Source organism: Shimia aestuarii (genome assembly GCF_022814865.1).
Taxonomy (GTDB): Bacteria; Pseudomonadota; Alphaproteobacteria; order Rhodobacterales; family Rhodobacteraceae; genus Shimia; species Shimia aestuarii_A.
The window spans coordinates 24,798-50,386 of record NZ_JAKVRD010000014.1 but is presented as its reverse complement, the minus strand read 5'-3'; the positions used below and the strand labels follow the sequence as shown (position 1 = coordinate 50,386).

Annotated in this window: 21 protein-coding genes; 15 read left to right on the top strand and 6 right to left on the bottom strand. The window is 57.6% G+C overall.

Going from position 1 to position 25,589, the window contains the following annotated elements; translation table 11 throughout:
- Positions 1-424 precede the first annotated feature (424 nt).
- The 4 genes from MK745_RS13740 to repC all read left to right on the top strand — a co-directional run bounded on the left by MK745_RS13740 (position 425) and on the right by repC (position 4,652).
- Complete coding sequence (locus MK745_RS13740) at positions 425-760, top strand: DUF736 domain-containing protein (RefSeq protein WP_243613878.1); 336 nt, start codon at positions 425-427, stop codon at positions 758-760.
- A gap of 201 nt (positions 761-961) precedes the next feature.
- Positions 962-2,146: a plasmid partitioning protein RepA gene (repA, locus tag MK745_RS13735; RefSeq protein WP_243613877.1), complete on the top strand. Its 1,185-nt coding sequence runs from the start codon at positions 962-964 to the stop codon at positions 2,144-2,146.
- The gene (gene repB / locus MK745_RS13730; protein ID WP_243613876.1) at positions 2,146-3,114 is read left to right on the top strand and encodes a plasmid partitioning protein RepB; all 969 of its coding nucleotides are present in this window, start codon (positions 2,146-2,148) and stop codon (positions 3,112-3,114) included. The genes repA and repB overlap by 1 nt, the downstream gene beginning before the upstream one ends.
- 221 nt (positions 3,115-3,335) lie before the next feature.
- Positions 3,336-4,652 (top strand): plasmid replication protein RepC, encoded by a 1,317-nt coding sequence (gene repC / locus MK745_RS13725; protein ID WP_431978978.1) that lies wholly within the window; start codon positions 3,336-3,338, stop codon positions 4,650-4,652.
- A 12-nt stretch (positions 4,653-4,664) separates the two neighbouring features.
- Here repC and MK745_RS13720 read toward each other — a convergent pair whose 3' ends face one another.
- Positions 4,665-5,762, bottom strand: a complete 1,098-nt coding sequence (locus tag MK745_RS13720; RefSeq protein WP_243613875.1) for a tyrosine-type recombinase/integrase — start codon at positions 5,760-5,762, stop codon at positions 4,665-4,667.
- 157 nt (positions 5,763-5,919) lie between these two features.
- On the opposite strand from MK745_RS13720, the gene MK745_RS13715 reads away from it, so the two are divergent.
- The 9 genes from MK745_RS13715 (at position 5,920) to MK745_RS13675 (ending at position 15,821) form a co-directional block, all read left to right on the top strand.
- Complete coding sequence (locus MK745_RS13715; RefSeq protein WP_243613874.1) at positions 5,920-7,566, top strand: Mu transposase C-terminal domain-containing protein; 1,647 nt, start codon at positions 5,920-5,922, stop codon at positions 7,564-7,566.
- Positions 7,559-8,437: a TniB family NTP-binding protein gene (locus MK745_RS13710; protein ID WP_243613873.1), complete on the top strand. Its 879-nt coding sequence runs from the start codon at positions 7,559-7,561 to the stop codon at positions 8,435-8,437. Before MK745_RS13715 ends, MK745_RS13710 begins: the two co-directional genes overlap by 8 nt.
- Positions 8,434-9,453, top strand: coding sequence for a TniQ family protein (locus tag MK745_RS13705; protein ID WP_243613872.1), 1,020 nt, complete (start codon positions 8,434-8,436; stop codon positions 9,451-9,453). Before MK745_RS13710 ends, MK745_RS13705 begins: the two co-directional genes overlap by 4 nt.
- Positions 9,454-9,661: 208 nt before the next feature.
- Positions 9,662-10,546 carry a DUF1403 family protein gene (locus tag MK745_RS13700; protein WP_243613871.1) on the top strand — a complete coding sequence of 295 codons (885 nt, stop codon included), beginning with the start codon at positions 9,662-9,664 and terminating at the stop codon, positions 10,544-10,546.
- Positions 10,547-10,548: 2 nt separating this feature from the next.
- Positions 10,549-11,166, top strand: coding sequence for an SMC-Scp complex subunit ScpB (gene scpB / locus MK745_RS13695; RefSeq protein WP_243613870.1), 618 nt, complete (start codon positions 10,549-10,551; stop codon positions 11,164-11,166).
- Between the two features lie 97 nt (positions 11,167-11,263).
- On the top strand, positions 11,264-11,728 hold the full coding sequence (locus MK745_RS13690) for a helix-turn-helix domain-containing protein (RefSeq protein WP_243613869.1): 465 nt from the start codon (positions 11,264-11,266) through the stop codon (positions 11,726-11,728).
- The gene (locus MK745_RS13685) at positions 11,725-12,300 is read left to right on the top strand and encodes a PIN domain-containing protein (protein WP_243613868.1); all 576 of its coding nucleotides are present in this window, start codon (positions 11,725-11,727) and stop codon (positions 12,298-12,300) included. Before MK745_RS13690 ends, MK745_RS13685 begins: the two co-directional genes overlap by 4 nt.
- A gap of 90 nt (positions 12,301-12,390) precedes the next feature.
- Positions 12,391-14,103 carry a hypothetical protein gene (locus tag MK745_RS13680; protein ID WP_243613867.1) on the top strand — a complete coding sequence of 571 codons (1,713 nt, stop codon included), beginning with the start codon at positions 12,391-12,393 and terminating at the stop codon, positions 14,101-14,103.
- A complete protein-coding gene (locus MK745_RS13675) occupies positions 14,100-15,821 on the top strand; it encodes a hypothetical protein (protein ID WP_243613866.1) in 1,722 nt (573 codons plus the stop codon). Before MK745_RS13680 ends, MK745_RS13675 begins: the two co-directional genes overlap by 4 nt.
- A gap of 170 nt (positions 15,822-15,991) precedes the next feature.
- Here MK745_RS13675 and MK745_RS13670 read toward each other — a convergent pair whose 3' ends face one another.
- Together MK745_RS13670 and MK745_RS13665 are read right to left on the bottom strand one after the other, a co-directional pair.
- Positions 15,992-16,750, bottom strand: a complete 759-nt coding sequence (locus MK745_RS13670; RefSeq protein WP_243613865.1) for a HEPN domain-containing protein — start codon at positions 16,748-16,750, stop codon at positions 15,992-15,994.
- Between the two features lie 42 nt (positions 16,751-16,792).
- Positions 16,793-17,371 (bottom strand): hypothetical protein, encoded by a 579-nt coding sequence (locus MK745_RS13665; protein ID WP_243613864.1) that lies wholly within the window; start codon positions 17,369-17,371, stop codon positions 16,793-16,795.
- 199 nt (positions 17,372-17,570) lie between these two features.
- On the opposite strand from MK745_RS13665, the gene MK745_RS13660 reads away from it, so the two are divergent.
- Positions 17,571-18,476, top strand: a complete 906-nt coding sequence (locus MK745_RS13660) for a hypothetical protein (RefSeq protein ID WP_243613863.1) — start codon at positions 17,571-17,573, stop codon at positions 18,474-18,476.
- 97 nt (positions 18,477-18,573) lie between these two features.
- Positions 18,574-21,975 carry a TM0106 family RecB-like putative nuclease gene (locus MK745_RS13655; protein ID WP_243613862.1) on the top strand — a complete coding sequence of 1,134 codons (3,402 nt, stop codon included), beginning with the start codon at positions 18,574-18,576 and terminating at the stop codon, positions 21,973-21,975.
- Between the two features lie 31 nt (positions 21,976-22,006).
- On the opposite strand, the gene MK745_RS13650 is transcribed toward MK745_RS13655, so the two are convergent.
- From MK745_RS13650 to MK745_RS13640, 3 genes are read right to left on the bottom strand one after another with little or no spacing between them, the layout of a single operon-like run.
- Positions 22,007-22,219: a KTSC domain-containing protein gene (locus MK745_RS13650; RefSeq protein WP_243613861.1), complete on the bottom strand. Its 213-nt coding sequence runs from the start codon at positions 22,217-22,219 to the stop codon at positions 22,007-22,009.
- Positions 22,220-22,230: 11 nt separating this feature from the next.
- The gene (locus MK745_RS13645; RefSeq protein WP_243613860.1) at positions 22,231-24,066 is read right to left on the bottom strand and encodes an ATP-binding protein; all 1,836 of its coding nucleotides are present in this window, start codon (positions 24,064-24,066) and stop codon (positions 22,231-22,233) included.
- Positions 24,053-25,321, bottom strand: coding sequence for an SIR2 family protein (locus tag MK745_RS13640; RefSeq protein WP_243613859.1), 1,269 nt, complete (start codon positions 25,319-25,321; stop codon positions 24,053-24,055). The genes MK745_RS13645 and MK745_RS13640 overlap by 14 nt, the downstream gene beginning before the upstream one ends.
- Positions 25,322-25,589: the final 268 nt, after the last annotated feature.

The following is a 25,589-nucleotide window of genomic DNA, read 5'->3' as shown; positions in this document are numbered from 1 at the left end:
TCCCACGTGAAACGGGGCCGGTGGCGAGGTTCTCCACCGGCCCTTTCATTTGGCCGTGTCGGCGCTGTTGGTGCCAGTTGCTGAACATGGCAACCATGGGTGTCGCAGTTTGTCCTCTTGGATAGTCGACGTGGTAAAGGCGGAGTCTTTGGGGGCCGTTCACTCACGCTTTGCCCGGCACTTCCTGAACGCCTTAGGGTGTCAGTCTTTGCACCTTAATTCGGTGTTGCATGACATGCTGGTCGCAGGGTCCGCCCCGAACTCAAAGGGCGGTCGCCAGAATTTTCCCCTGCCCCATGGGCATTCCGCGCGGAGCAAAATTCAGACCCCCTGCCCTTCTCCGCTTCGCTTCGCCTTCGGTGTGTTCAGGCCTTTGTCCCCTGCCCTCTGACCATCATTGCAACACCAGAAAAGGAGCAAGGCAATGACCACCAACTGCATCAAATTCGAAAGTGCCGACATCGAGACCGCTAAGGGTGTCGGTTCGATCTCCACCCTGACCTTCGACATCGACATCACAGTCGAGCCCGTTACAAGCGACAATCCGATGGCACCGACGCACCGTGTTCTCGGTCGCTCGCCACGCGGTCGCCTGGTCGAATGCGGTGGCATCTGGAAAAAGCAGAACCGCGACACCGGTGCTGACTACTTCACCATGAGCATCCGGGACTTCGGCTTCAATGCCAATCTCGGCAAGGCCGCAAATCAGGATGATGACACGCTTCAGGCGGTGATCCCCTGGGGCCCGAAGGAAGCCTGAACGAAAACTCCAGCGAGGTTTTAACCCTCGCTGGAGGGTTTACACCTGTAAACCAATCTGGTTTCCTCAGTGGCGTATATAGTCTAACCCTGTCGCATTAGACACTAAATCAGCGAAAAACCTTGACTTAGATGGGTGAATCACACCTGTTATCCCCAAGTGGCGCGAAAAAGGCCACATTTTCGAAATTGGGGCAACCACATGATTCCAGTGACACCACTAGCTACCGAAAGGCCTTCAGCTCTCGCAACTGAGATTTCCGAGCGGTTGAATGCGGCAATTCGAGAACACCTACTTGCGGCATTCGCCCCAGACAATACCAAGACCCTGCGTAAATTCGCTGCTCCAGAAGTCGCCGAGCTTCTAGGTGTTTCCGGTCAATTTATGCGAAAGGTGCATGTGGAGGGAACCGTCCCTGAGCCCGATGACATTCGGGGTGGCCGTCGATACTACACTGCCCAGGAAATTTGGGACGCACGCGAGATTTTGGAGCGTTCATCCCGAACAAAGGGACGGTATGTGCCGCGCCGATCCTCCGAAGAAAAGCTCCAGGTTTGGCAGTTGATGAACTTCAAAGGCGGTAGCAGTAAGAGCACCACCACTATTCACCTGGCCCATTATTTCGCGCTTCGCGGGTACAGAGTCCTCGTTGTTGATCTCGACCCACAAGGTTCTCTTACTTCGATGTGTGGGATCAGTCCGGAGATCGAGTTTGATGGTCTGACGATCTATGATGCTATTCGTTACGATGATCCCGTGAACATGGCCGACGTTGTACAAGCGACGTACTTTCCAGGATTGTCTATCGCACCCTCGAGACTGATCCTTTCAGAGTTCGAGACAGAATCTGCGGTTCATTCTAACCCTGATCAGCCGTTCTTTACGCGGATAAGAAACGCACTGGCGCAAGTCGAAGGTGACTTCGATCTCGTTCTAGTGGACAGCCCTCCACAACTTGGCTTTTTGACAATTGCTGGGATGGCAGCAGCGAGCTCGCTTGTCGTGCCGCTTACACCTTCCATGCTGGACGTTTCTTCCACGGCCCAGTTTCTCGAGCTTGCGGGCGCGTACATGGGGGTTATCGAAGACGCCGGCGCAACGCTGCAATACGATCATTTCAAGTTTTTGGTCACCCGCGACGAACCGACGGATGTGCCTTCCCAGCAGCTTACATCGTTCATGCGCGCACTGTTTCAGGATCGCGTAATGTCAGCGACTGCGCTGAAGAGCACAGCAATAAGCGATGCAACGATGCTTAAACAGTCGATCTATGAGGTTGTTCGTTCTGAAATGACGCGAGCAACATACGATCGCGCCAAGGACTCAATGGACGCCGTGGGCGAAGAAGTCGAGCGAATGATCCATCAAGCATGGGGGCGTTCATAATGGCTAGGAAATCACTCCAAGAAATGTCTGGCATCGCCAGTACCATCGCCCGGTCTGGAGCTAAGCCGGCGGACAAGGTTGCGAAGACAAGTGCTCCGGCTCTCGGGGCACTTCAGGGTTCACTTGCCGCAATTCGTGAAATCGATCCGAACCTAATTGATGACTGGGGCCCTGTAGATAGGCTCGATGAGTTTACAGCTGTAAACTCTGAAGACGACGGCGAAGGTTTCGATGCACTCAAAAGCAGCATCCAGGACGGGGGACAGCAGGTACCAATCCTCGTCCGTAAGGCGAAGTCCGAGGGGCGGTTTGAGGCCATCTATGGTAGACGACGCCTAAGAGCCTGCCGGGAACTCGGCATCAAAGTACGCGCCAATGTCCAAGACATAGATGACCAGACAGCTCTTCTAGCGAAGGGCTTGGAAAACGCCGCTCGCCGCAACCTATCGTTTTATGAAAAGGCGCGGTTTGCCGAGGCCATCCTTGAGGCCGGGCACGCGACTCCGACGGTGCGGCAAGTATTGAGCTTGTCCGCCTCGGGTCTCTCGCACTTGATGAAAGTGACCCAGAATGTGCCGGTTAAGGTTGGAGATCTCATCGGTGCCGCTCCGAGATCTGGCAGACCGAAGTGGACCGCTCTCGCGGAGCTTTTCATCTCCAAGAAGCTTACTGAGAAGGCTGCAGTGTCAGTTCTTCAAAAATGCGGAGAGGAAGTGAGCTCAGATGATCGACTGGTTCTGCTGCTGAAAGAAGCTTCCAAACGAGGTGCACGGCAAGGCCAAGGCTCCTCGGAGGTCACACCGGTTGAGGGTGTTACTATCAAGACAGGACGTGGATCGATTTCGATGTCGGCTAAGAAATCGGGTGCCAATGCGAAGTTTGCGGAATGGCTCGACGATAACCTGGCTGAAATTATCAAGAGATCCTACGCCGAGTTTACAGCTGTAAACCGGACGGATGAAAACTGAGGACGAGCAGAAAGGAGGAAGGCGAGCAAAGAGAAACCCCCGAAACCGGAGCTTCGAGGGCTGCTGCGCAAAGCGCAATTCTTAGATTAGACACCTAGAATCTAGCAGCCACCGAATCACCACACAAGAGAAAACGCTCCTGAGCGAACGGGAAATCTTTGCCTGCTGGCAATGTAATGACAAAATTCGACGATGCTCCGCATGGAGCGACTGGGACAGTCATGCCTCAGAACGGTGGAGGTATGTCCAATGTCAACCAACCCTCGGGGTGGCGCAAAGCGACTGCCGGACTCGCAGTCGCTGAACAGCACGCACAGGCCGGAGAAAAGGCTGCCGTTCCCAAAACCCAAGCATTCGTGGCGGTAAAGCGCGTTGCTGCTCATATCGGCCTCAAGGCTGGCGATATGCTGCTGCTCGACACGCTTGGAGCTTTCACACAGGCCCAGGACTGGGAGGAGGGGCGCCGGCCGATCGTTTGGGCCTCCAACGCCTATCTGATGGAGCAGACCGGCTTCTCGCTCTCGGCACTCAAGCGCCATGCGCGGCGCTTGGCGGAGATCGGCGTGATTTCCTTCAAGGACAGTCCAAACGGCAAACGATGGGGCCGCAGAGATGCTGACGGTCGCATCATCGAGGCCTACGGCTTCGATCTGTCGCCGCTGTCAGCCCGTGTTGAGGAATTCGAGCAGCTGCAGGCCGAACTGCAGGCCGAGCGTGAGCTCTGCCAACGCCTTAAGCGCCAGATCACGGTTGCGCGCCGGATGATCCGTGCCCGGATCGAAGCGGCCTTCAGCAGCACGCTGAAAGGGCCCTGGGAGCATCTTTCAGGGTTGCTTATGGAGCTCCTGGACCGTCTGCCGCGCCGGAACACGGCCTCTGAAACGCTTGAACGGCTCCTGGCATGGTTCAGGGAGCTTCAGGAGCGCGTCGAGGCGACCTATCTCAACGCAATTCGGGCGGATGAGGTTGTGGAAAACACCACTGAAATCACCGAACAAGTCAGTGAAAAGACTCAAGAAATGGACCCCAGGGAGGTCGTTTCTGAACCTCATATACTAATTACAAACCAACTTAATCCTGTAACCTGTAATTCCTCAGAAAAAGAGGAAGCGGCGGGCGTGGTGCCCAATGCGCCACCGGAGGAGCGGGTGGATAGCGAGCTGGAAGACTGGGTTGCTGAAACCCGCAAAAAACGCGGTGCTGCGCTTGATTTGCCGACAGTCATGCAGGCATGTCCGGAATTCGCGTCCTGGGCACGCAATATCGGCGGATATCTCAAGGATTGGGGCGATCTGCACCGGGTTGCCGGGCAGTTGAGGCCGATGATTGGCGTCTCAGAGCACGCCTGGAACCTCGCTCAGGACCGTCTTGGACCTCAAATCGCAACCGCGGCGCTGGTTTTGACCTTCGACAAGCATTGCGCTGGCGAAGTAGGCTCTCCAGGCGGATACCTGCGCGGTATGGTCGAGAAGGCCGGGGCAGGGGAGCTGCATCTCGAGCGCAGCTTCTATGGCAGGCTCATCGGGCAGGCAGCGTGATGGGGCAGGGGGTCAGAGACCTGCGGCCTGGGTCAGGTTCACCCGGAACCGATCCCGGCGGCGCTGGTAGCGGCGGGTCATCTCAGCCGAGGCATGCCCGAGCTGCTTTTGAACGTAGCGCTCGTCGACTTCGGCTGAGCTGGCGAGGCCGGCACGCAAGCTGTGGCCCGAGAACAGCGCGAGGCGTTCTTTCTCGGGTAGTTCTGCACGGATGCCAGATTTCAGGACGGTGGTCTTGATAAGACGGGCGACGTGTTTGTCGGAGAGCCGGGCTTCGAGCGCATTCTTTCCGTCCCGCGACGTACGGACGAAGACTGGCCCGAAGTCGATCTTCGCAAAGTGCAGCCATTGCTCGAGCGCATGGACTGGACAGGTCTGATCAGTGGACCCGCGGCCAATTTCGACCTCGCGCCAGCCGGTCTTGGCGTTCAATGTCAGCACGGCACCGTCGTCGAGGATCTCGATCCAACCGCCGGAATCTGGCGTATCGTCCTTGCCAACATCCATGCTGACGATCTCGGAACGGCGCAACCCGCCGGCATATCCGATGAGCAGGATGGCCCGATCCCGCAACCCGCGCAGATCAAAGGGCAGGGTGGCGACCATGGCGAGGATGTCTTCGGGCAAGATCGCTTCCTTCTGCACCGGAGGGCGCGCATGTTTGCGTTTGATCCCGGCCAGGACGGTCGCGATGTGCCGGTCCTTGCGGTCGAGCGAGAACCCGCGTTGCGCATAGTTCCACGCAAGTCCGGACAGACGACGGTCAATGGTTGAGACGGATAGGGCAGGGGAGGGGCCTGTCGGTGCCGCCAGGTCGGTCAGATAAAGGCCAATCATCTCCGGTGACGGGGGCAGGGGGTCTGTTCCCTTCAACCTGCACCAGCGGGCAAAGTGCTTCCAGTCCGCGGCATAGGCCTTGTTGGTGTTCTCAGCCGTCGAGGCTTTTGCGTAGTCGCGGGCGTTCTCAACCAGACGGTCGAGCGTGCCGGACCCGGCGACATGGGAGGGCAGGGCAATCGTATCGCTCTTTACTTGATCTCTCTCGTCGACCTGAGCATCCTGAAGCGCATCAGAGTGAGATGATCTCGATTTCTCGTCTTCTGAGGCCATTTTTGTCGGTCTGCCGGAATTTCTGAGACTGCGTTCCATTTGTTTTCAACAGCTTGCCTGTGTCGCATTTCTGAAACCGATTCAGGGTATGTGAGACTGGACGCCGATTTGAGTCACCATTTGTGAGACTATCCGGCATCCATGCACTGAGTAAGTTATGTCCGATAATTTTCCAGCTGACAAGGATTGGGAAGAGGCCGAGCGCCGCGCGCAAGTGATCGCGGAGCTGCCGGTCCAGCTCACTCAGGGCAATGTCGACTGGGCCATGCGCCAGTTGAATGTCAGCCGATCCACGCTCTTTCGTCTGGTGAAGCAGTTCCGCGAAGACGGGCGGACCAGTGCACTGCTACGGGATACCCGGGGGCCCAAACCGGGCATGCAGCCCCTGGACCCGGCGGTGGAAGCGATCGTGTCCCACCATTTCAGGGTTTTCTATGCCACCCGCCGCAAGCCCACCAAGACCCGGTTCTGGCGGGAGGTCGCTGCCGATTGTCAGGCGCAAGGGTTGGCGCCACCCTCGATCCGGCGTTTGGGCCGCTGGCTGGAGCAACATGACCAAGCTAAACTGATGGCCCGGCGGGAGGGGAAGGACAAGGCGGAGCGACGCCATCTGGCCACACCGGGAGGCCTCACTGCGGCCCGCCCGCTCGACATCGTCCAGATCGACCACACCAAGGCCGATGTGACAGTGGTCGACCCGGTGACGCGTCGCCCGCTCGGTCGTCCGACGCTGACTGTGGCAATCGATGTGAACACCCGCATGGTTTTGGGGTTTCATCTGTCGCTGGAGCCGCCATCACTGCTGGCCGTCGCACTGTGTCTGACCCATGCGGTGATGGAGAAATCGCACTGGCTGGCGGCGCGTGGGATCAATACGGACTGGTCCGCTCATGGTATCCCGAGCGCGATTTACGTGGACAATGGCGCGGAGTTCCACGCGCGCGCCTTCGAGCGGGCCTGTTCCGAATATCAGATCGATCTGCGGCACCGCCCGCCCGGAACGCCGCGCTATGGCGGCCATATCGAGCGGCTGATCGGAACGATGATGGGCGCGATTCACCTACTGCCGGGCTCGCATTTCTCGAACATATTCGAGCGCGGTGGTCTCGACTCTGAGGCTGAGGCGGTGATGACGCTCGGAGAGCTGGAAACCTGGCTCGCTCTCGAGATCACTGGCTCCTACCATGCGCGGGTCCACAGCGCGCTGGAAACCACACCTGCAGTTGTCTGGGCCGCGCGGGTGGAAGAGGCCCAACTCCGCATGCCCGCCGATCTGAGGCAGTTCCTCGTCGATTTCCTGCCCTCGGAGCAACGTGTCCTGCAGCGCGATGGCCTGCATCTCTTCCACATCCGCTACTGGGCGGACGAGTTGCGCTGGCTGATGGGCCGGGAAAGCCGCAAGTTCACGCTCAAATACGATCCGCGTGATCTTTCGCGCATCTTCGTGCTGACAGAGAACGGGATCATCGAAGCCCGACCGGCGGATCTGACACGGCCTGCGGTCACGCTCTGGGAGCACCGCGCGGCGCGACGCGCTTTGCGCGAGGCCGGGCGCCGGTCGGTAGATGCGGAACTGATTTTCAGGACGATCGAGTCACAGCGCGACCTCGTCGACAGCGCCGAGCGGCAGACGAAGGCGATACGGCGCCACCAGGCACGGCGGGCACATCTGGCCCCTCTGCCGATGATCAATGTGACACCGGATGCCGCCGCGCGAGATGCCCTGCCTGCGCCGGAAGGGGAGGGGAGCACGTTTCTCAGCCACCCCGGCTTCAAGGTCGAGGAGTGGTACGAGGATGACTGAGTTCCCGCATCTCTATCCGGGAGCCGGCAAGATCGCCGCGCTCAGTGCCGAGGAGCGCATTCATAGGATTCGCGCCGACCGCTGGATCTCCTACCCCAGGGCTGAGGCCGCCTTGGAGAAGCTGGAAACCCTGATGTCGTTTCCCGAGCGCGCCCGCATGCCGAACCTGCTCATTGTCGGCGACAGCGGCATGGGCAAGACCATGATCATCGAGAAGTTCACCCGCGACCACGCATCGAGCTTCGACGAGACCAGCGGACGGCTGCATATGCCGGTCGTCGCCGTGCAGATGGTGTCTGGGCCTGATGAATCGCGCTTCTACCGCCGGATCTTGGCGACGATTGGTGCCCCGGAGCCGCCGCGGGCGACACTGTCTGTGCTGGAAAGCCTGGCCTTGCGTCTGCTCGCCGAATTGCGTCCGGGGATGCTGGTCATCGACGAGATTCACAGCCTGCAGGCGGGGACGATCCGCGAACAGGCACGATTCCTGAACATGCTGCGCTTTCTGGGCAACGAGCTGCGCATCCCGCTGGTCTGTGTTGGTACAGCGCAGGCTCGCAACGCGCTGCGCACCGATGATCAGCTGGTGCGCCGTTTCGAGGCCTTCGCGTTGCCGCCTTGGCGCGAGGGCGAGGATCTGAACGGGCTGATGAGCACGCTCACGCGCACGCTGCCTCTTCGGCGCCAAAGCCAGATCGACGAGAAGGCACTCACGCGGATGATCAAGGTGACTGGCGGCATCACCTCGGGCATCTTTTCGATCTTGTCGCAGCTGGCGATCGCCGCCATCGAAAGCGGGGAGGAACGCATTCTCTCGCGCGATATTCTGGGCGGCGACCGGTTGCAGGCGGTCCTGGGAGAGCCGGTGTGACGGCGCGCGGGCGCCTGCCGGTTGTCTACCTCCCCGAGGTCGACGAACGGCTGTCTTCCTGGGCTACCCGCATGGCCCCGTTCTACGCCATGACGGTTTCGGAATTCGTCGCCGCGCTTGGTCTAAAGGGGCACGACGTGTTCGACTTGGAATGGCGTCTTTCGGAAGGGCAGGGGGCTCTGATCGCGGCTCGGACCGGCCTTTCGCCCGAAGCGGTGCAGGCCATGACTTTTCGGGAACTGGGGCCTGCGGTGCGCATGATGATCGCGCGGAAGAACCGGTCTCCGTGTCCGCACTGTCCCGAAGACCTGCAGCGCAAAGCCGCCGCGCTGCCGTGGCGATTTCGCTGCCCGGTGCATGGTGTGGAGTTTCGGGACGCCACCGGCGAGACCCTCTCCGTCCGGTTCGGTACGGATCGCTTCAAGAGACTTGAAGGGCATGCCGAGGCTGGTGCCGCGTATCTCGATGCCTGGGCGCGCGGTGCTGGGCAGCGAGACCTGGAAGCGCCCGAAGTGCTTCAGGTTCTGACGGCACGGCATCGCCGCGCCTCGCCGCCGAACGTCGGCGAGCAGCCTCGAATGTCTCTGAAAGACCGGCGGGACTATCAAGATTTTCTGACCACGCCGATCCTCCGACAGGCGCTGACGGTCGTTGTCCCCGAATACGATCAGGTGGCGCCAGTGCTTGCCAAGCCGGTGCGGCCCGGTCTTCAAGCCCTGGCGCAGGGCTCGCTCTTGCAATGTTTCGCGCTGACGGTCGGCGTCGGGCGGATCATTGAGGATCCGGTCAAATGGGCGATCTCAGTCATGCTCGAGAGCGATGCGGAGGGGCAGGGAAGGGTCCGGCAGGCGATTAGCCCATGGCCTCTCTCGCTGAGGCGAAGCATCGCGGCCCGGTTCTGGCGCGCTGAGCGCGACGAGAGAGCTCGCCAGTCTGCCGAAGAAGCCGCGAGACAGCGCCAGTCTCGCAAATACCGACTCATCCAGTCTCATAAATACCGGTACAGAATCTCATGAACCCCGACTCGTTTTTCAGGGAAGTGCTTGAATCTCATGAATTCCGGCTATCCGACAAGTGAATCCGGTGGTGAAATTAAACTGCGTCCTAGCATATCTCTTGATGTCCGATAATGCAAACTTATTGGACATAGTGTAGAACAGCAATGCGGGGCGGTTTGGTTGCTATTTTATGGCAAAAAGCGCCGCGCTGATGTAGGCTTCAGGCATGACTTTCGCCCGGCTAGATCACATCAGCGACCTCGACACGTTACCCCGGATGCCTGCCTGGGTCACCTCTGCACGCGCTGAAACCCTTGAAGATGTTGCGTTTTTGTCGGGCGCGGCGCTGAACCATCTGCATGTTGTGCTCGGACGCGCGGAGGTGCCCCAAGCTTTGTTGCGGGACCGTTTGGCACTGAGCGCGGCTGCGGCTTGTGTCGCGTTCTCTGGACGACCGGAGCGGGAAGCGGAGTTGCGCGATGCGGTGCACCTGTTGCGGCCCGGCGATCTACCCGGACCGACCGGTGAAACCTGCCTCGCCTGGCGGCGTGCGGTGGAGCGGCTTGTTTCGGTGGAAAGCCTGTCCCGTGCCTTGCCGGAGATTGCGCCGGAGCGGATCGCCACATGGCTAGACGGAGAGCAGGACGGGCCGGTGGATCGCGCCGCTTGTGTGATCGAGGCGGTTCTGGCCGACATACCGCGCGCGACCTCGGCGGCGTTGCTACTGGCTGACGCGGCGCTGGCGCAGGCTTTGGGCTGGTCGCATCTGGTGCCGCTCTTTGGGGGTGGCTTGAAGCGCGCTGATTTACGGGCGACGGGCAATGAATTGCGGCTGGCCTGTCACCGCGCGGTGACCCGTTCAAGTGTCGAGGCCGCGCGACTGGCCACTGATCTGACACGCCGTGCAGGGCGGCTGGAAGCGGTGGCCCCCAAGCTGCGCGCCAAGGGGGCCGGGGAGGCGGTCGCGATTTTCCTGACCAGCGACGCGGTGGCGCCTGCTGCCCTGCCACTGCCCGACCGCGCGGCGCGGCGGCTATGCGACCGGCTGGTCGAGCTTGGCGCAGTGTGCGAGCTAACGGGTCGGGACACGTTCCGGCTTTACGGAGTGTAGCGGTGGCGAAGGACGAACCCGACCTTGATCGAGAGCTGGAAGACCTGCCGCCGGAACTGCGCTGGCGCGAATGGTTGCGCCGGATAGAGGCGGTGCTTTTCGCCTCTGCCTCCCCTGTGCCGCGAGACGACCTGGCGCGCGTGGTGGGGCAGGGGGTGTCGGTCGATCTGCTGGTCGAGGACCTTGCCGCCGACCTAGAGGGGAGGGCTTTTGAAGTTGCGCAGGTCGCTGGCGGATGGCTGCTGCGGACGCGGTCGACCTATGCGCCGGCGATCCGGGCAGCCGCCGATGTGGGCGAGCAGGATCTCGATCTGCGCGAGTACGAGGTCGCCGTGCTGGCGGCCATCGCCTATCACCAGCCGCTCACCCGCGACGGACTCAAAGACATCTTCGGCAAGGAGATTAGCCGAGACCTGATCGGGCGGCTGCATGCACACGGTCTCATCGGCACGGGACCACGATCCCCACGGCGCGGCGCGCCCTACACCTACGTGACGACAGATCAGTTCCTCATGGCGTTCGATCTGGAGTCGCTTCAGGACCTGCCGGATCGGGAACAGCTGGAGGATGCCGGCATGATTGCAGGTGATCCGGAACCGAGTTCGGCCGCGAAGAGTTAAGGGAGCATCAATCGATTTCGAATATTTCGAGGATTGCGATTGATTCGATTAACGCCTATGTTCTGTTCAAACCAGAACACGAACCCAGGAGCACATCATGACCGCCCTGAGGAAAGAGGCGTTCTTCGACCGACTGCCTGATGAGGTTGAGATCAAGAACGCCGAGCAACTCAGAACCATCGTCGCCTCGCAGATCAAGGAAGGCGAGCCCACAACCTTGTCGCTCGCTCTCGAGGGAGGGAAGGTCCAGAACGTAACGCTTGCACCTGCACTGGCGGCATCACTTCTAGAGGTATTGAGGCTTGTCTCGAGTGGGCGTGGGTTTCGCATGATTCCCGTCGGCTCTGAACTCACGACCCAGCAGGCCGCCGATTTGCTGAACGTGTCGCGCCCTTTCCTCGTGAAGCTTTTGGAAGAGGGCGAGATCCCGTTCACAAAAACCGGGCGCCACCGCCGCGTGCGCGCGAACGATCTCTTCGCGTACAAAGAAAAGCGCGACGCGACGCGGTCGGACGCTCTGAGTGATCTCGCGCGAACCGATTCCGAAGAAGCGCTCATATGAGCCAGTATGCCGATCGGTTCACAGCGCTGATCGACGCCTGTGTGCTTGGCGGTGCCTTGCGCCGCAACATGCTGCTCAGTCTAGCCGAGGCTGGACTGTTCCGGCCGCGGTGGAACGTGCGCATCCTTGATGAGACCCAGAAGGCGATCTCCGAGATCACGAAGGGTGCGACAGACGGATCGAGACAGCGTGCGGCGATTGAAGCTGCATTCCCAGAGTCCCTCGTTACAGGATACGAGGTGTTCGAGGATAAGCTCAAGCTGCCGGATCCAGGCGACAACCATGTTTTGGCAGCAGCGATTTCGACATCGGCACAAGTCATCGTGACCGACAACCTCGCGGATTTCCCAGCCGAAGCGCTTTCGCCGCATGCTATCGACGCGATCTCAGCAGACGACTTCATCGCCGACACGATCGAACTCGACCCTTCAGAAGCGATCCTCGCGTTGAGGCGTATGCGTGAACGGTTTGCGAACCCTGCGATCGATGTTCCTGCGCTGATCCACAAGTTGGAGGCACAGGGTCTTCTCCAGGTTGCAACGATCATGAATGAGTACAGAGCATTCCTTTAGAGGATCGAAAATCCGAGAATTGCCATCCCCGCATCAAACCAATTTGTTTCCAATGCGAAGAAATCTCCGTCTCCTTTCGGACTGACGCCCATGACATCGAAGGCAGTGACACCAGAAGAAATCGAGCGCCTGGCCCAAAGCAAGGGTCCAGTCACGGCCGCAGCGAGCCTTGGCATCGGTGACTACAGTGACGAAGCCTTGATGACGGCGCTTGCGGTAGGCGCGTCACGCCGCAATGTCCTGATTTCGGCTGATGATGAAGACCTCTTGGATAGCCTTTCTGGTTCACGCTTCTTCGACGTTCAGATCATTCTCGACGAGGTCATTCCAAAACTGCGGTCCCAACCACCTCAGATCATGGGGCTTGTCCGCCGCCTGGTAGAGAAGGGTGGAGACGATCTGGCGGCCAATCAGCCCAATGCCGCGTTTCGAAAATGGTGCGCTGCCGATCAGACCCGCGCCAACGCCGTGATCAAGGCTGCACGGAACGGCGATGAAGATGCGCTGCATCACCTCGTTTTTGCTTTGGAAGCGAAAGGAGATCCGGACGATGCCATGCAGTCTGCAAGATCCAGCGATGCAGAGAGGACAGCTGGCATTCTGGCATTGTCGCGCCTGCCGCTCGACCGAGAGCAGGCACAACATGCGCTTGCGTTAATCCTGGAATTCGTCGAAGAGGCCACGCTACAAGACGTTGCCGGCCTTTTGCATGCTGCACTAGCGGTCGCAGACAAGCACGAAGGCCTAGATCGCTCCTCCCTCGCCAGTGCCTTGGTTCAGCTCTCGGCGTCAAATGACCCTACAGCTGTGCATCTGCTGGCAACTGCGCTCCATTGGCATCAGTCAAAGATGACAAGGGAGGAGTATGAAGCCTGCCTCCTTGGAATTCGGTCGGTAAACCCTGAGAATGCCGGCACGGTGAAGGAGATCGACCGCGCGCTCACGAAACTATGGGCATCGCACCCTGAGGATGCCGCCTCAGCGGCAGGGGATATCATTGAGCGCGCAGCCGGACGTATCGGTACGAAGGAAATGGACGGCTTCTTCCACGCTGTAGAGAATGGCGATCCTCGTACATCGGGCCGATTGGCAACCTCATGGCTTCTTGAAGGTGGCTACCACGCACGTCAAACACTGGCTTCTCTCTTTTCCGAGATCAACCGAACTGAGCCCTGCGTGCAAGTCACGCCTGAGGATCTGCCGAAAAGCGCTCCTGATCAACTCTTCCTCTGTCGGAAAGCTATTGGTTTTCTGTTCCTGTCCCCGATGACGGCAGCCTCATGGATCGTCGCTGTGCTCCGCGGAGGAAATCCTGAAGCTACGACACAAGCAGCAGATCTGCTCTATGAACCGCTTCTCGTGAACTATGGTGGTGCGCTGCGTAATTGGCTTGAACGCACAGCAAAAGAAGGTGCACCTGGTCAAGAAGCCATTCAGGACGTGTTGGACCGTGCTCGGCTATTGCACGACGACATCGTCGCAGCCGGCGAGATTGTGGAGCTTGAGCCGTCCACTCATCGCCGGGCACAGCTCCACTTTATGGAGGCAGAGGAGGCGGAGCGGGTTCAAGAGCAGGCTCATTCGCAGTCGATTTTCGCGGACTTGGTCACGACCCAGCATCTCCTGTACGGAGATCGCTCAAGCTTTCGTGTGACCGACGGCCAGGGCCGTCGACATTCTCAAACGACCCATATGGCCGAGTTGTCTGTCAGTTCCGAACTGCCGAAGGGGCTCATCTTCGATCCGGTTGGTTTGGAACACGTCCTGGAGGTCTTACGCCATGAAGTGAGGGCCGGATCATGAAACTGCTCGTGCGCCAGCACCTGTTTGGCATGAAGGAGCGCGGTGTCCTTGATGTTCTTTTGCCGCAGTTACTCAGCGAGATGGGATTTGAGGTGATCCACCATCCTCGTATCGGCGGACGACAGGCTGGAGTGGACGTTGCAGCGGTTGGGCCAGATCCGGATGCGGGCGATCGCAATACCTTGCACCTCTTCGTCATTAAGTCTGGTGATATTGGCCGAGGAGATTGGGACGGATCACTGCAGGCAGTGCGCCCTTCTTTGGGAGAGGTGGTTGATGACTACATACCCAACCGGGTGCCGCCTCAATACCGTGATCTACCCATAGCGGTGTGTGTTTGCATGGGCGGTGAGATCCAGGAAGGCGTCCGAGCCCAGTGGAAGGGCTTTGCCGCCAAGGAAGGTACGGACCAGATCTCGTTTCGAGAGTGGAACGGTGATCGGCTCGCCAACCTAATTTTGTCGGGCATTCTGCGAACTGAACTTCTCGAACCGGCTCATCGAGCCCACTTTCAAAAGGCTGTGGCGTTGGTCAGTGAGCCGGACGCCTCCTACGAAAACTTCCGGGCGCTCCTCGATGCGCTCTCCGAGAATATGGACTACGGGGCGCATGGCGCGACACGCCTGAGGCAGATGATGATTTGCCTTTGGATACTTGTAGGTAATGGTCTCGATGCCGGAAATCTCGATGCACCTTACCGCGCGTGCGAGTTGGCAATGCTGCATGCTTGGGATGCCCGTCGCAAGGTTTCCGAGGACATAAATCCTGCGCAGAAGAAGGTACGTGAAGAGATACTTGACCACGTGCTTGGTCTGTATCTCGCCGTCGCGGAGAAGCTGGTAGTCGAGAAAATCGGTCCTCATGCCCCGAAACGCCATGCGCTCTCCGCGAGTGTCAGATCCCGTTCGGCCCTTGATGTGAACCTGGCATTGTTCGAGACGATGGGCCGTGCTGCACTGCTAGGACTATGGCACCACTATATCGGGTGCTTTAGTGACGGAGAAGAGCAAACCATTCATCTCAAAAAGCGCGACGGCATTGTCGACATAGCGATCGGAATGATCAACGCGAATCCGACCTTGGTTTCGCCAATGCGCGATGATCATCAGATTGAAATCGGCCTTCTAATGCTCCTCGCACAAGGTTGCGGCCGACTGTCGAACGTGGATGGCTACCTTCAAGAAGTCAGCGAGCGCCTAGCGTACCGGTATGGTCGTCGGCGACACTGGCCGACGCATTTCCGGGACTACCGGCAGCTGCTCCGGCATCCCGTTGATCATGGGGACGAGTACTTCCAACGTTCGACCCGTGGGAGCGTCCTTATTCCTTTCTTGATAGCCGGCCTCCAGCGTCTCGGCGCAAATGACAGCAGCGAGTTCCTGACGCAGGTTGAAAGTGACCACCTGAGCCATACGACGCAGCAGCTCTGGGCACCTAGTGAGGAGACGGACGATGTCATGTGGATCCAAGGTGACAGCATCGGCTATGCGGTACCAGTTGGCACGCCCGAGCTTGATGGCAGCACGCCGTCGATATCGGAAGAGGCGGACGGTATTGCGGAAGATCACGACGCTGTCTTGAAAACGCAGGCCGTCTCACGCGGACTGATCCCGCTCTTTCTAACGGCCTGCCGTCACCACCGCCTACCATTGCCACCCCACTTCTGGTTTCTCGCCGGTGGACGCGAGAACGACGAAGAAAATCAGGACGCTGGATAGCTCGTTTTTTTGACGGGCTCTTCTTCTGTTGGCCTAAAGCGAAGTTGGCGATCCAATCTGTTTACGGACCAGCCCAAACAGAGCAGCGGATTGGCTTTGCCGCGGTTTACTCAATCAGATTGCGAGACAAGGCAGCGGCTTATCGCCAATCAGTTCGCGCCACTTTCGGTTCAACTGATTTTCTTCAATAGTGCCGCACGCGCAATTGGTTCGCACCCCTGCCAGGCCTTCTCGGACTGACTGATGAGACGTCTGCTCCTTTCATCGCTCGGACCATGAATGATGGCGGATCGAACCTTGTAGAACCGTCTCAATTGTTCCCTGATCGAATTTTTCTCGTCGTCAGTGACTGCTAGCAACTCAGCCGTGGATTTTTCGAGTTCTCTACCAATTGACCGTCCTCGAGGCTTGAATAAGCGCTCAAACACGATCGCTAAGTCCAGAACCCGGTCCTCCAGTGCAAAACGTCCGTCGCGTCTATGCGCTTCGGCGAGCCTTTGAATGATGGCGGCCATTTCCGGATACTCTGTGTTGCGCCGTTTGGAAAATAGCTGTTTGACCAACGTGATCTGGTCAGCTCCAACGAAATCGGTTCTGTCAAAAGGAGAGAACAGGTGGCTGATTGAGCGGCCTTTGTGCGTTTGAGCGGCGTCGTGATGGGAGCCTAGGAGCTTTGCTGCGCGGCGTGGAATGCACCCTTCGAATGTTGCGAGCCACGACACACGATAGCTCATCACTACTGATAGCAGATTGGCAAACTCGGCCGCCCAGCGATGGAACAGCGGCGGTGGATTCCTTGTTTGTGGTTCAGGGGGAAAGTGCAGGTTCCCGACGCTGGGCTTCCAGGGAAAACGCCGCACGATACCAAAAACCTGCTCCATTCGCCGCCAGCTCACTTGTTCCGCCGCAACCGCTTTCAGCCAGCCCATGTCAACGTAGTCAGCAAGTTGTTCGAACGGGAGCAGCGCATATTATTCCCCGAGTTCGACTTCGTCCTCAAAGCATGCCCCGCAGTACACTGCTACATCGATCGCCGTTCCAAGGGATTCGGCTTTTTCCGCTTCGGCTTGCACCAATGAGAGTTCCAAGAGTGTGCTCAAGTCCGATGCTGGTTTGCGGAAAGGTTCCGTGGTCCCTTCGTCTTGATACTCCATAAGGCCGACAATCAGCTGACTGAGTGTTGTCATTGAGGTGTGATTCAGAATTCCGACCTGGAATTCGTCGCGTTTGAGGTCTCTGCCCATAGCGCGTGCCAACGTTGGATGGTCTCGCAAGACTCCACGGACGGGGTCCAGCGCAGCTTTCAGCTTCTTGAATTTTTCGGTCTTTCGAAAACGAGCCTCAAACAGGGCATCATCATAGAGTTTTCCAAGTGCTTCGCTGGGATATGGCGTTTCGTCCCGACCGTTCCGAAGGATCCGAGGGTAACCACTGGGAGTGAAGTACCATTGTAGAAACGGCTGCTGCGCTGCTTCTAGGTCGTGGAGACAAGCCGTCAGCCGTTTGATCCATTCCGTGCGGTCGAAGTTGTCTATATGCATGAGTGCCAAGCTAGCAAACCCGTCGGACAATCGAAACTGAGTCCTCTATTTGCACGGTGAGCGCACGAATGCACGACGATGGACAACGCAGTCGATTGCTGCAGCAGAACAGGTCCCGCTACAAGCACACATAGCGATCCAAGTCTGGCTACTCGGCGTTGGGTTTATTACAATAACATATAGGCAGAAGCGGTCAAGCAGGCATCAATTGACGATGTACAAGACAAAGAAAGACTGGGGCACAATGCACCCCGCGTTCGAGGGGCGTCAGATTTCGGCGAATCCTCATGATAGAGCTACACTTCCATCCGACGTCCTGTCGTTCAGTATGCCGGATACCTGGCGCGATGCCGTTTGGCGCATCCTCAGCGACCAAGTAACTGACGAGGTACTTTCAGCATTCTGCGCAGCACCGCCGAAGTATCTTGCTTCGGATGATCTTGGGTGGCTGGATGACATAATCGAGATGGTTTCCGGAGAACCGAGTGACATCAAGGCGCTTCTCGGCGCAAGGTTGAGGGAAGCGTATGGCTATTTCCGGGCAGGACACGCAACTCGTACAGATGATCTGACTCCCTACTACGAGCGCGGGCTTCGGGTTCTTCGGCCCGAAGAAGCTCAGGATAAGGTTCGCTATCTTTTTTTGAACGGTCAGTTTCGCGGCGTGTCGGAGACCAGGCTAGAGGCGGCGATTGAGGAGGTCGGAGAAGACACGCGAGAAGGCCACCTTTACTTTGCTGCTCGAGAAGACAGCTTGTATACTGAAGACGGGTCAGCAGGACACTATCTCGTCTACGGCAGCGAATACCTCTACTGTCTTGCCATCAGGGTTGCAGGTACGATGACTGCAAAGAAAGTCCTCAGTAGGATCGGTCGGCCAACTATGTTTGTTTGTGATATCCCGATGGATCAAATTCGAGATGGTACGCTCGAGGAGTTCGCGGGGATGATGCTGGAATATCTCTTTGCCGGTCTCGTCGAACAGATCGAGACTGAAGTGCTCTCACCATGGAGCGGGTCAGCATTGTCGATCTGGACTGATGTCGCACCAGAGTGCATTGTTGGACACTATCATCCTGAAAAGGTGTTCGATCCGCTTTGGAATGCTTGGTAGGAGGTGTTGTACTCATCTTGGTCAAAATGGTGCTACGGTGAACGAGTTCACCTTGGGCTAAGCTCGACCCGAATTTGTGACGGATATTGATCGCACCATGAAGAGAATTACCGATGCAATACAGCTAAGTGCTTCTGACCTCGTGGGCCATTTGAGTTGCAGCCATCTAACGGAACTCGATCTTAGTGTCGTTTCCGGTGCGCTTGAAAAGCCGAATGTCTGGGACCCGCTTCTGGAGATTCTTCGAGAACGCGGCCATCGCCATGAGCAAGAATATGTGCAGCACTTGGCGGATCAAGGGCTTGCGAGCGTCGTCATTGATGGCGTGGACATCACCAATGGCGCAGTATCCGAAACTTTGGAAGCGATGAAAAGTGGGGCCGATATCATCATACAGGCCGCTCTTCGTCACGAGCGCTGGTCTGGACGCGCCGACATCCTTCGCCGCGTCGAAACGCCCAGCGATCTTGGGGCCTGGTCGTACGAGATCATCGACACGAAACTTGCGCGCGAGGCCAAAGCAGGCTCCGTCCTCCAGCTTTGCCTCTATGCCGATTTGCTGCACAGAGCGCAGGGGACCCCGCCTGAGTTCGTCTACGTTGTTGCTCCCTGGTCGAACTTCGTGCCGCAGCAATTCCGTTATGCCGACTACGCGGCCTATTTTAGGAGAGCCAAGGCAGCCATCGAATACGCGACCCTGGACGATGCACCGCCCTCGCACTACCCCGAGCCAAAGGAGCATTGCGACATTTGCCGCTGGCGTGAACGCTGCGAGAAAAGACGGCGCGAAGACGATCATCTCTGCCTTGTCGCCGGGATCAGTAAGAACCAGACGAGCGAGCTTCAGGAGCATGGCATCACAACGGCGGCGGCGCTTGCCGCCATGCCAGTGCCAATGCCCTGGAGACCGCAACGCGGTTCCCCGCTTTCGTTCGAGAAAGTACGCGAGCAAGCTCGCATCCAGATCGAGTCCCGTGAAGCAGGTGAGCTCAAATACGAAACCCTGCCGGTCGTACCCGAAACCGGTCTTTGCCTTCTGCCCGAGCCATCCGAAGGCGACATCTACTTCGACATTGAGAGCGATGCCTTTGTTGGAGAGCACGGCCTCGAATACCTCTTCGGATACACCTACCGAGACGATGACGGGAACTGGACCCACACAGCAGATTGGGCGTTTGACCGTGATGCAGAAAAAGCAATCTTTGAGCGCTTCGTTGATTTCGTGAGCGCACGCCGCAAGACCTATCCTGACCTTCACGTCTACCACTACGCGCCTTACGAGCCGGGCGCTCTGAAGCGTTTGATGGGACGCTATGCCAGCCGAGAGAATGAGATCGATAACTTCCTGCGCGGACACGTGCTTGTCGATCTCTACGGCGTGGTGCGCAACGCCGTGTGCGCTGGCGTGGAAAGTTACTCGATCAAGAAGCTTGAGCCGATCTACGGTTTTGAGCGTCAGACCGGCCTGCCAGATGCCAACTTGGCTCTGGCCAGCCTTCAGGCCGGGCTTGAACTCGGCGAGCCGGACTCGATCAGCCAAGAAGATCGGAACACCGTCCAAGGCTACAATGAAGATGATTGCGCCTCGACGATTGCCTTGCAGGAATGGCTGGAGGCAAGGCGGCAAGAACTCATCGACCAAGGCACTGATGTGCCGCGACCGGTTGCTCCAGAGGGGCAAGAACAAGAAGAACTGAGCGAGCGCCAACTGGCGATACAAGCTCTGATTGAACGCCTGACAGCCGATGTGCCGGTAGACATTGAAGAGCGAACACCGGAGCAGCAAGCGCGCTGGGTGCTCGCCTATCTGCTCGAATGGCATTGGCGCGAAGAAAAATCCACTTGGTGGGAATACTTCCGGCTGGCAGGTCTTACGCCAGAAGAACTCATCGATGAGCGCGCGGCCTTGTCGAACATCAGCTATGTCGCAACCATTGACCAGTCGGCAAAAGGCATCCCGACTGATCGTTATCGCTTCATTCAACAGGATTCTGACCTTCGCGGCGGTGAGAGCTTGAGATCAGCTGGCGGTGAAACATTCGGCAGCGTGGTTACCATCAACGCGGATGAGCGCACCGTCGATATTAAGAAGATGGGCAAGACCGCAGACATTCATCCTGAGGCCGTTTACGCCTTCGAGAACTTTCCAGGTAAAGAGCAGGCAAACGCGATCTTTCGGATCGCCGAACATGTTTCCGGTCACGGCATTGAGGGCGACGGGCCGTTTCTTGCGGCTCGCGCTCTACTCTTGCGAGAAAAGCCGCGAATAAGTGGCGAGCCGATCCGAAAGGAGAACGAAGTGGCGCTGGAAAGCGCCCTTCGCATTGCCGACAATTTGGACGGAGGAGTTCTGCCTATCCAGGGTCCACCCGGAACTGGAAAAACCTTCACCGGCGCGCGGATGATTTGCCGGTTGGTCGAACGTGGCCTCAAGGTCGGTATCACGGCCAACTCTCACAAGGTCATCCGAAATCTGCTGGACGGCGTTGTCAAAGCATCCATCGAAATGGGCACCAATCTCACTTGCATCCAAAAACCCGGCGAGCGTGAGTCAGACCAGGAGCGCCTTGTCTTCGCCAAGAGCAACGATGACGTCTTCTCGGCGCTCGGTTCACGGCGCTGCCAGGTGGCGGGAGGAACGAGTTTCTTGTGGGCGCGCGAGGATGCGAGCCAAACGCTCGATGTCTTGGTTGTCGATGAAGCTGCGCAGATGTCACTGGCCAATGTCGTCGCCGTATCGCAAGCCGCGAATACGTTGATCCTGCTCGGCGATCCGCAGCAACTCGACCAACCAAGTCAAGGCTCTCACCCAGACGGCACAGATGCCTCATCCCTCCAGCACATTCTGGGCGACGAACACACGATCAGTGCCGACCAAGGCCTCTTTCTAGAGCAGACATGGCGTCTTCACCCCGAAATCTGTTCCTTCAATTCCGAGCTCTTCTACGATGGAAAACTTCACGCGAAGAATGAATGTGCGCAACAAACGATCATCTCGGAAGGCCCGATTAGCGGCAGCGGGCTTCGCTATCTGCAAGTGCCCCATAGCGGCAATAAGAGCTTCTCTATCGAGGAGGCAGACGCCATCGCCAAGCTCGTGAAGGGTATTCTGGGCAGCAAGCCAAGCTGGATTGATCGTGACGGCGAGGAACATGCACTCAGGCTTGAAGACATCCTTATCATAACGCCGTACAACGCACAGGTCTTCGAGATTCAACAGCGACTGCCGAACGCGCGCGTCGGCACAGTGGACAAGTTCCAAGGCCAGGAAGCACCCGTGGCGATCTACTCGATGGCAACGTCGAGCCATGCGGATGCGCCGCGCGGCATGGAGTTTCTTTACAGTGCCAACCGATTCAACGTCGCGATATCACGCGCCCAATGCGTCGCGATCCTGATCGCATCGCCCGATGTATTCGAGGCTGAGTGCAAGACCCCTCGTCAGATGCAACTTGCCAATGCTTTTTGTCGGTATCTGGAGGTGTCTTCTGTTTTCTAGTAGACCGGATAAAGGCCGCATATGCTTCAGTTTAACCCACCCGCGAATACGGGTAGGCGTTCTTTATGTAGGTATTCAGGAAGCGGCCCTTCGAGGGATCGTTCATTAGTTGATCGTATATGTTTATAGGTACATTGTAGTACTGATAGATCGACCCGTTTAGAAATTCCACTTCCAGAGTTTGAGACGGCTCGTCGTATCCGATTGATGCAATATTTGAAGATGCTACAGAATATCTTTCCATTAATTCCTCCCTCAATCGTCCTTTGATTCATCCGTCACTGGTGCACGCGTGATTGTCACGGGATTGACCGTCGCACGAGGCCTTTGGGCACGCCAGGAGGCTATCACCCGATCATACCCTTCCGCGCGGCGTGGAAGCGACCACTCCTTGGCGACTTTGGGATCAGCACTTCTCGGCCTGTTCTTTTCATCAGGCAGGGTAATTCGGCAGCGCATTGGGAGCTTAGCGGCCTCGCCCATCACAATGGCTTCACCTGTTCTCAACACAGGGAGAACATCAAGCAGGGAAACCAAGCCGTCCGGTAACGTGCCCTGAACACGCTGGCGGTCTGTAGGATTGGACAGGCGCAGGGCGAAGTAAGTCCCACACTGCGAAAGGATCGTCTCATCGACCTCGGATGGTCTTTGGCTGATCACCATCGAGCCGACACCGTATTTGCGCCCTTCCTTAGCAATCTTCTTTGCCGTTTCGAGCGCAAGCTTCTCACCTTCTGATGAGAGATACCGATGCGCTTCTTCCATCACCAGAAGCAGTGGTCGCCATTTTCCGCCCTCGGATTTCTCTCGGCTCCAGTACAGAGACTCATAAACGATCTTCAAAATCGAACCTACGAGCCGCTCAAGCACCGCGCTTGGAACGCCGGATAGATCGAGAATTGTAATCGGCTTTTCTCCGCCCAGCCAACCTGCAAGAAGTATGTCGAGATCGTTCGCTATTGTTCCATCAAGCGCAGGCTCCCAAGGTCCTGGATGGAGAAGAAAATCGTAGCGTCGATCCAACAAACGTGAGCGAAGCAAATTGAGCTGCCTGCGGATTCCGTGTGCTTGCTGATTAAGAAACGGCCCCTGAGCACCCATTGCGTGGGGCTTGTACTTGGGAGGGATCAGATTATCAGCATCTCCATCATCCTGCTTTGTTGATTGATCTCGTTGAGTGCCTTCGAATGTCGCGACCTCAAAATCAATGAGATCGTGCCATAGCTTCTTTAGGCTGAATGGAAGTGGCGTATCCACCGTGATGGAGGTTTTCTCTACACCCGGGAATGGATTTGCCTCATGCGCTTTGACCTTCAGATCGAAGATTTTGTCCGTGAAAGCTGTCTCGCGCGGACCCTCCACGCCGCCAGTTAGAAAATCCAAGAGATCGGAGGAGTCTAGCGCCCAATAAGGGATATACAGCTTCTCTTCGCCAGGTTGTGGGTCCACAGAGAATACGGTCGCTACATCGGCAAGAGCGCCTGAATATTCTCCATGGATATCAAGCATGAGAATCCGAGCGCTCGGGTAGCTTTGTTCGTCCTGTTGAGGGCTTGTGATGGAACGCAACAGGCTCGCGATTGTAGTGGACTTTCCTGAGCCCGTGGAACCCAAGACCGCAGAATGCCGCGTAATCAGTTCATCTAGGCTAACCCTGGCCGGAATGCTCTCAGCGCTGGAAAGAGACCCGATGACAACATGTCCAAATTCGTTGGTCCCGTAGATACGCGCCAGGCTACTTTCAGTCGTGATATGAACGGTGTCACCGATGTTTGGATACTGGCTGATACCGCGTTCAAACACGCCGCCAATTGCCTCTCCCACAAGCTGAACCTGCATCGAGCGCCCGGTATCGGTATCGACCTCGTCTGTTGAGGTCGGTGCAGCCTTTGCGCCAACTTCCGATACGACGCCGAAGAGGTCTTGATAACCCTGTGGGATGCGCACGAAGCTACCCACTTGGCCGATCCTGTACGTGCGCCCTTCAATCACCGATAGGCCCGATGCTACCGACTGCGCGATGTGAACACTTACAGACGAACCGGAGACGGAAGCTACGGTGCCCAGATAGGTTGGATCACGGCTGAGCATCACCGCCCCCATCCGGCACATCGACAGGTGCAGCAGCTGGTGTTGTGACGACTGCATCTGGCGCGGCTACCGCACTTTCGCTCGCTGGCCTCAACTCGATGGCATGGGCACTAGCAAAGAAGCGAGAAAGCTTGGCGAAGTCGCCTAGAATGAACTGCCCTTTGCCGCCCGCTCCATCCGCGTTCCAAAACGTACGACGAATCGAAGCCCACTCTTCCGTAGGTGGTTGCCCGGGCTGCCAGCGACCGGAAACACCGAAGATTACGGCACCGTCGCTTGCGTATACGCTCAGATTTGGGCGACGCAGAGCCACCTCCACCGCAGATGGTTCGTCAGCGAGCGTCTTGTATTGGAACGCCAGCACCGCCGTATGCGAGTTCGCCGCCAAAGCTTCGTCGATCACCGAGGTGATGTGAGCATCAAAAAACGAAAATCCGGTGCATAAGAGTAGGCTGTCGGGGGTTGTAAGGAACTTCCGAAGACGCTCAAAGAGCGCAGAATATGGCTGTCTCGCGATGTGATCATATTTGAGATGGTCAGGATAAATGAGAGTTGTTGCTTTCCTTTCGCCGGTGCGGACGATGCCATCACCGATAACGTTCCAGCCCAGCGACCCGTGGATTTTCCAGACGCGAGACCAACGCGGCGGAAGTTTATCGTCAGTAATGGTTGTCGGATCGAAAAAGGGGCGATGCGCTCCCGTGAATCCGTCGAAATACGGAAGACGCGCGCGTTCGAAAGCCTCTTCGATCAGGAGATCGTAGTTGGGTGTAAATATCTCTATTGGATGCTCTCGGTGCGTGCCGCCGATCCACGACACCAATTCGGTGAACGGATTTGGCTCTTCTGGCAGCGGGGCGGCGACAATCGCGCCAATCTTCTCGCAAATTCGCTCGGCAAGCTTTTCGTATTCAGGTCCGGCAAGACCATGAACCTTGGCAGCCCCAATCGCCTGTGCGAGACGCCTGATGCGAGTCAGAATAGTTTCGATATTCGGGTTCGGTCCAAGTTCTGGGAGGAGGGTATCGACACAGGCGCGGTCGGCTTCTTCGAGCTGGTCAAGAACCGTTTTGGTTATGCCTGCCACATCGGGGATGAGGGGATTGCCACTTTGGTCAAGTTTGCCCTCCTCGTTCACTCGAACTGAAACCGGAGCACCGGCGCCGACGAGCAAGCCGATCCTCTTCCTCCCTTGTGACAGGATCTGTCGAAGATCGACCATAAAACGGTCTGGGTTGTGGATTGTATCGCTCATGCATCGGTTCCGTTTAGAACATTGAATCTTCAACATCGCGCGTTTGATGTGAAGCACTTGAATTTTCAGCCCAATATACCAGCATTTGTGCTGCGTGGGAGCCTGCAATCTGAATGCAGGATTGCGCCACCGATTCTCCTGATTTCGTATTGTGCCATCGACGAGTGGTAGCAGCTCCGCAGCGTTCAGCCCCCCAAATCCAGTTGGGCAAGCAAGCTGAATGACGCATGATCAAGTACCCAGGGTGGCAAGTCGAGTGGCAGCCAAT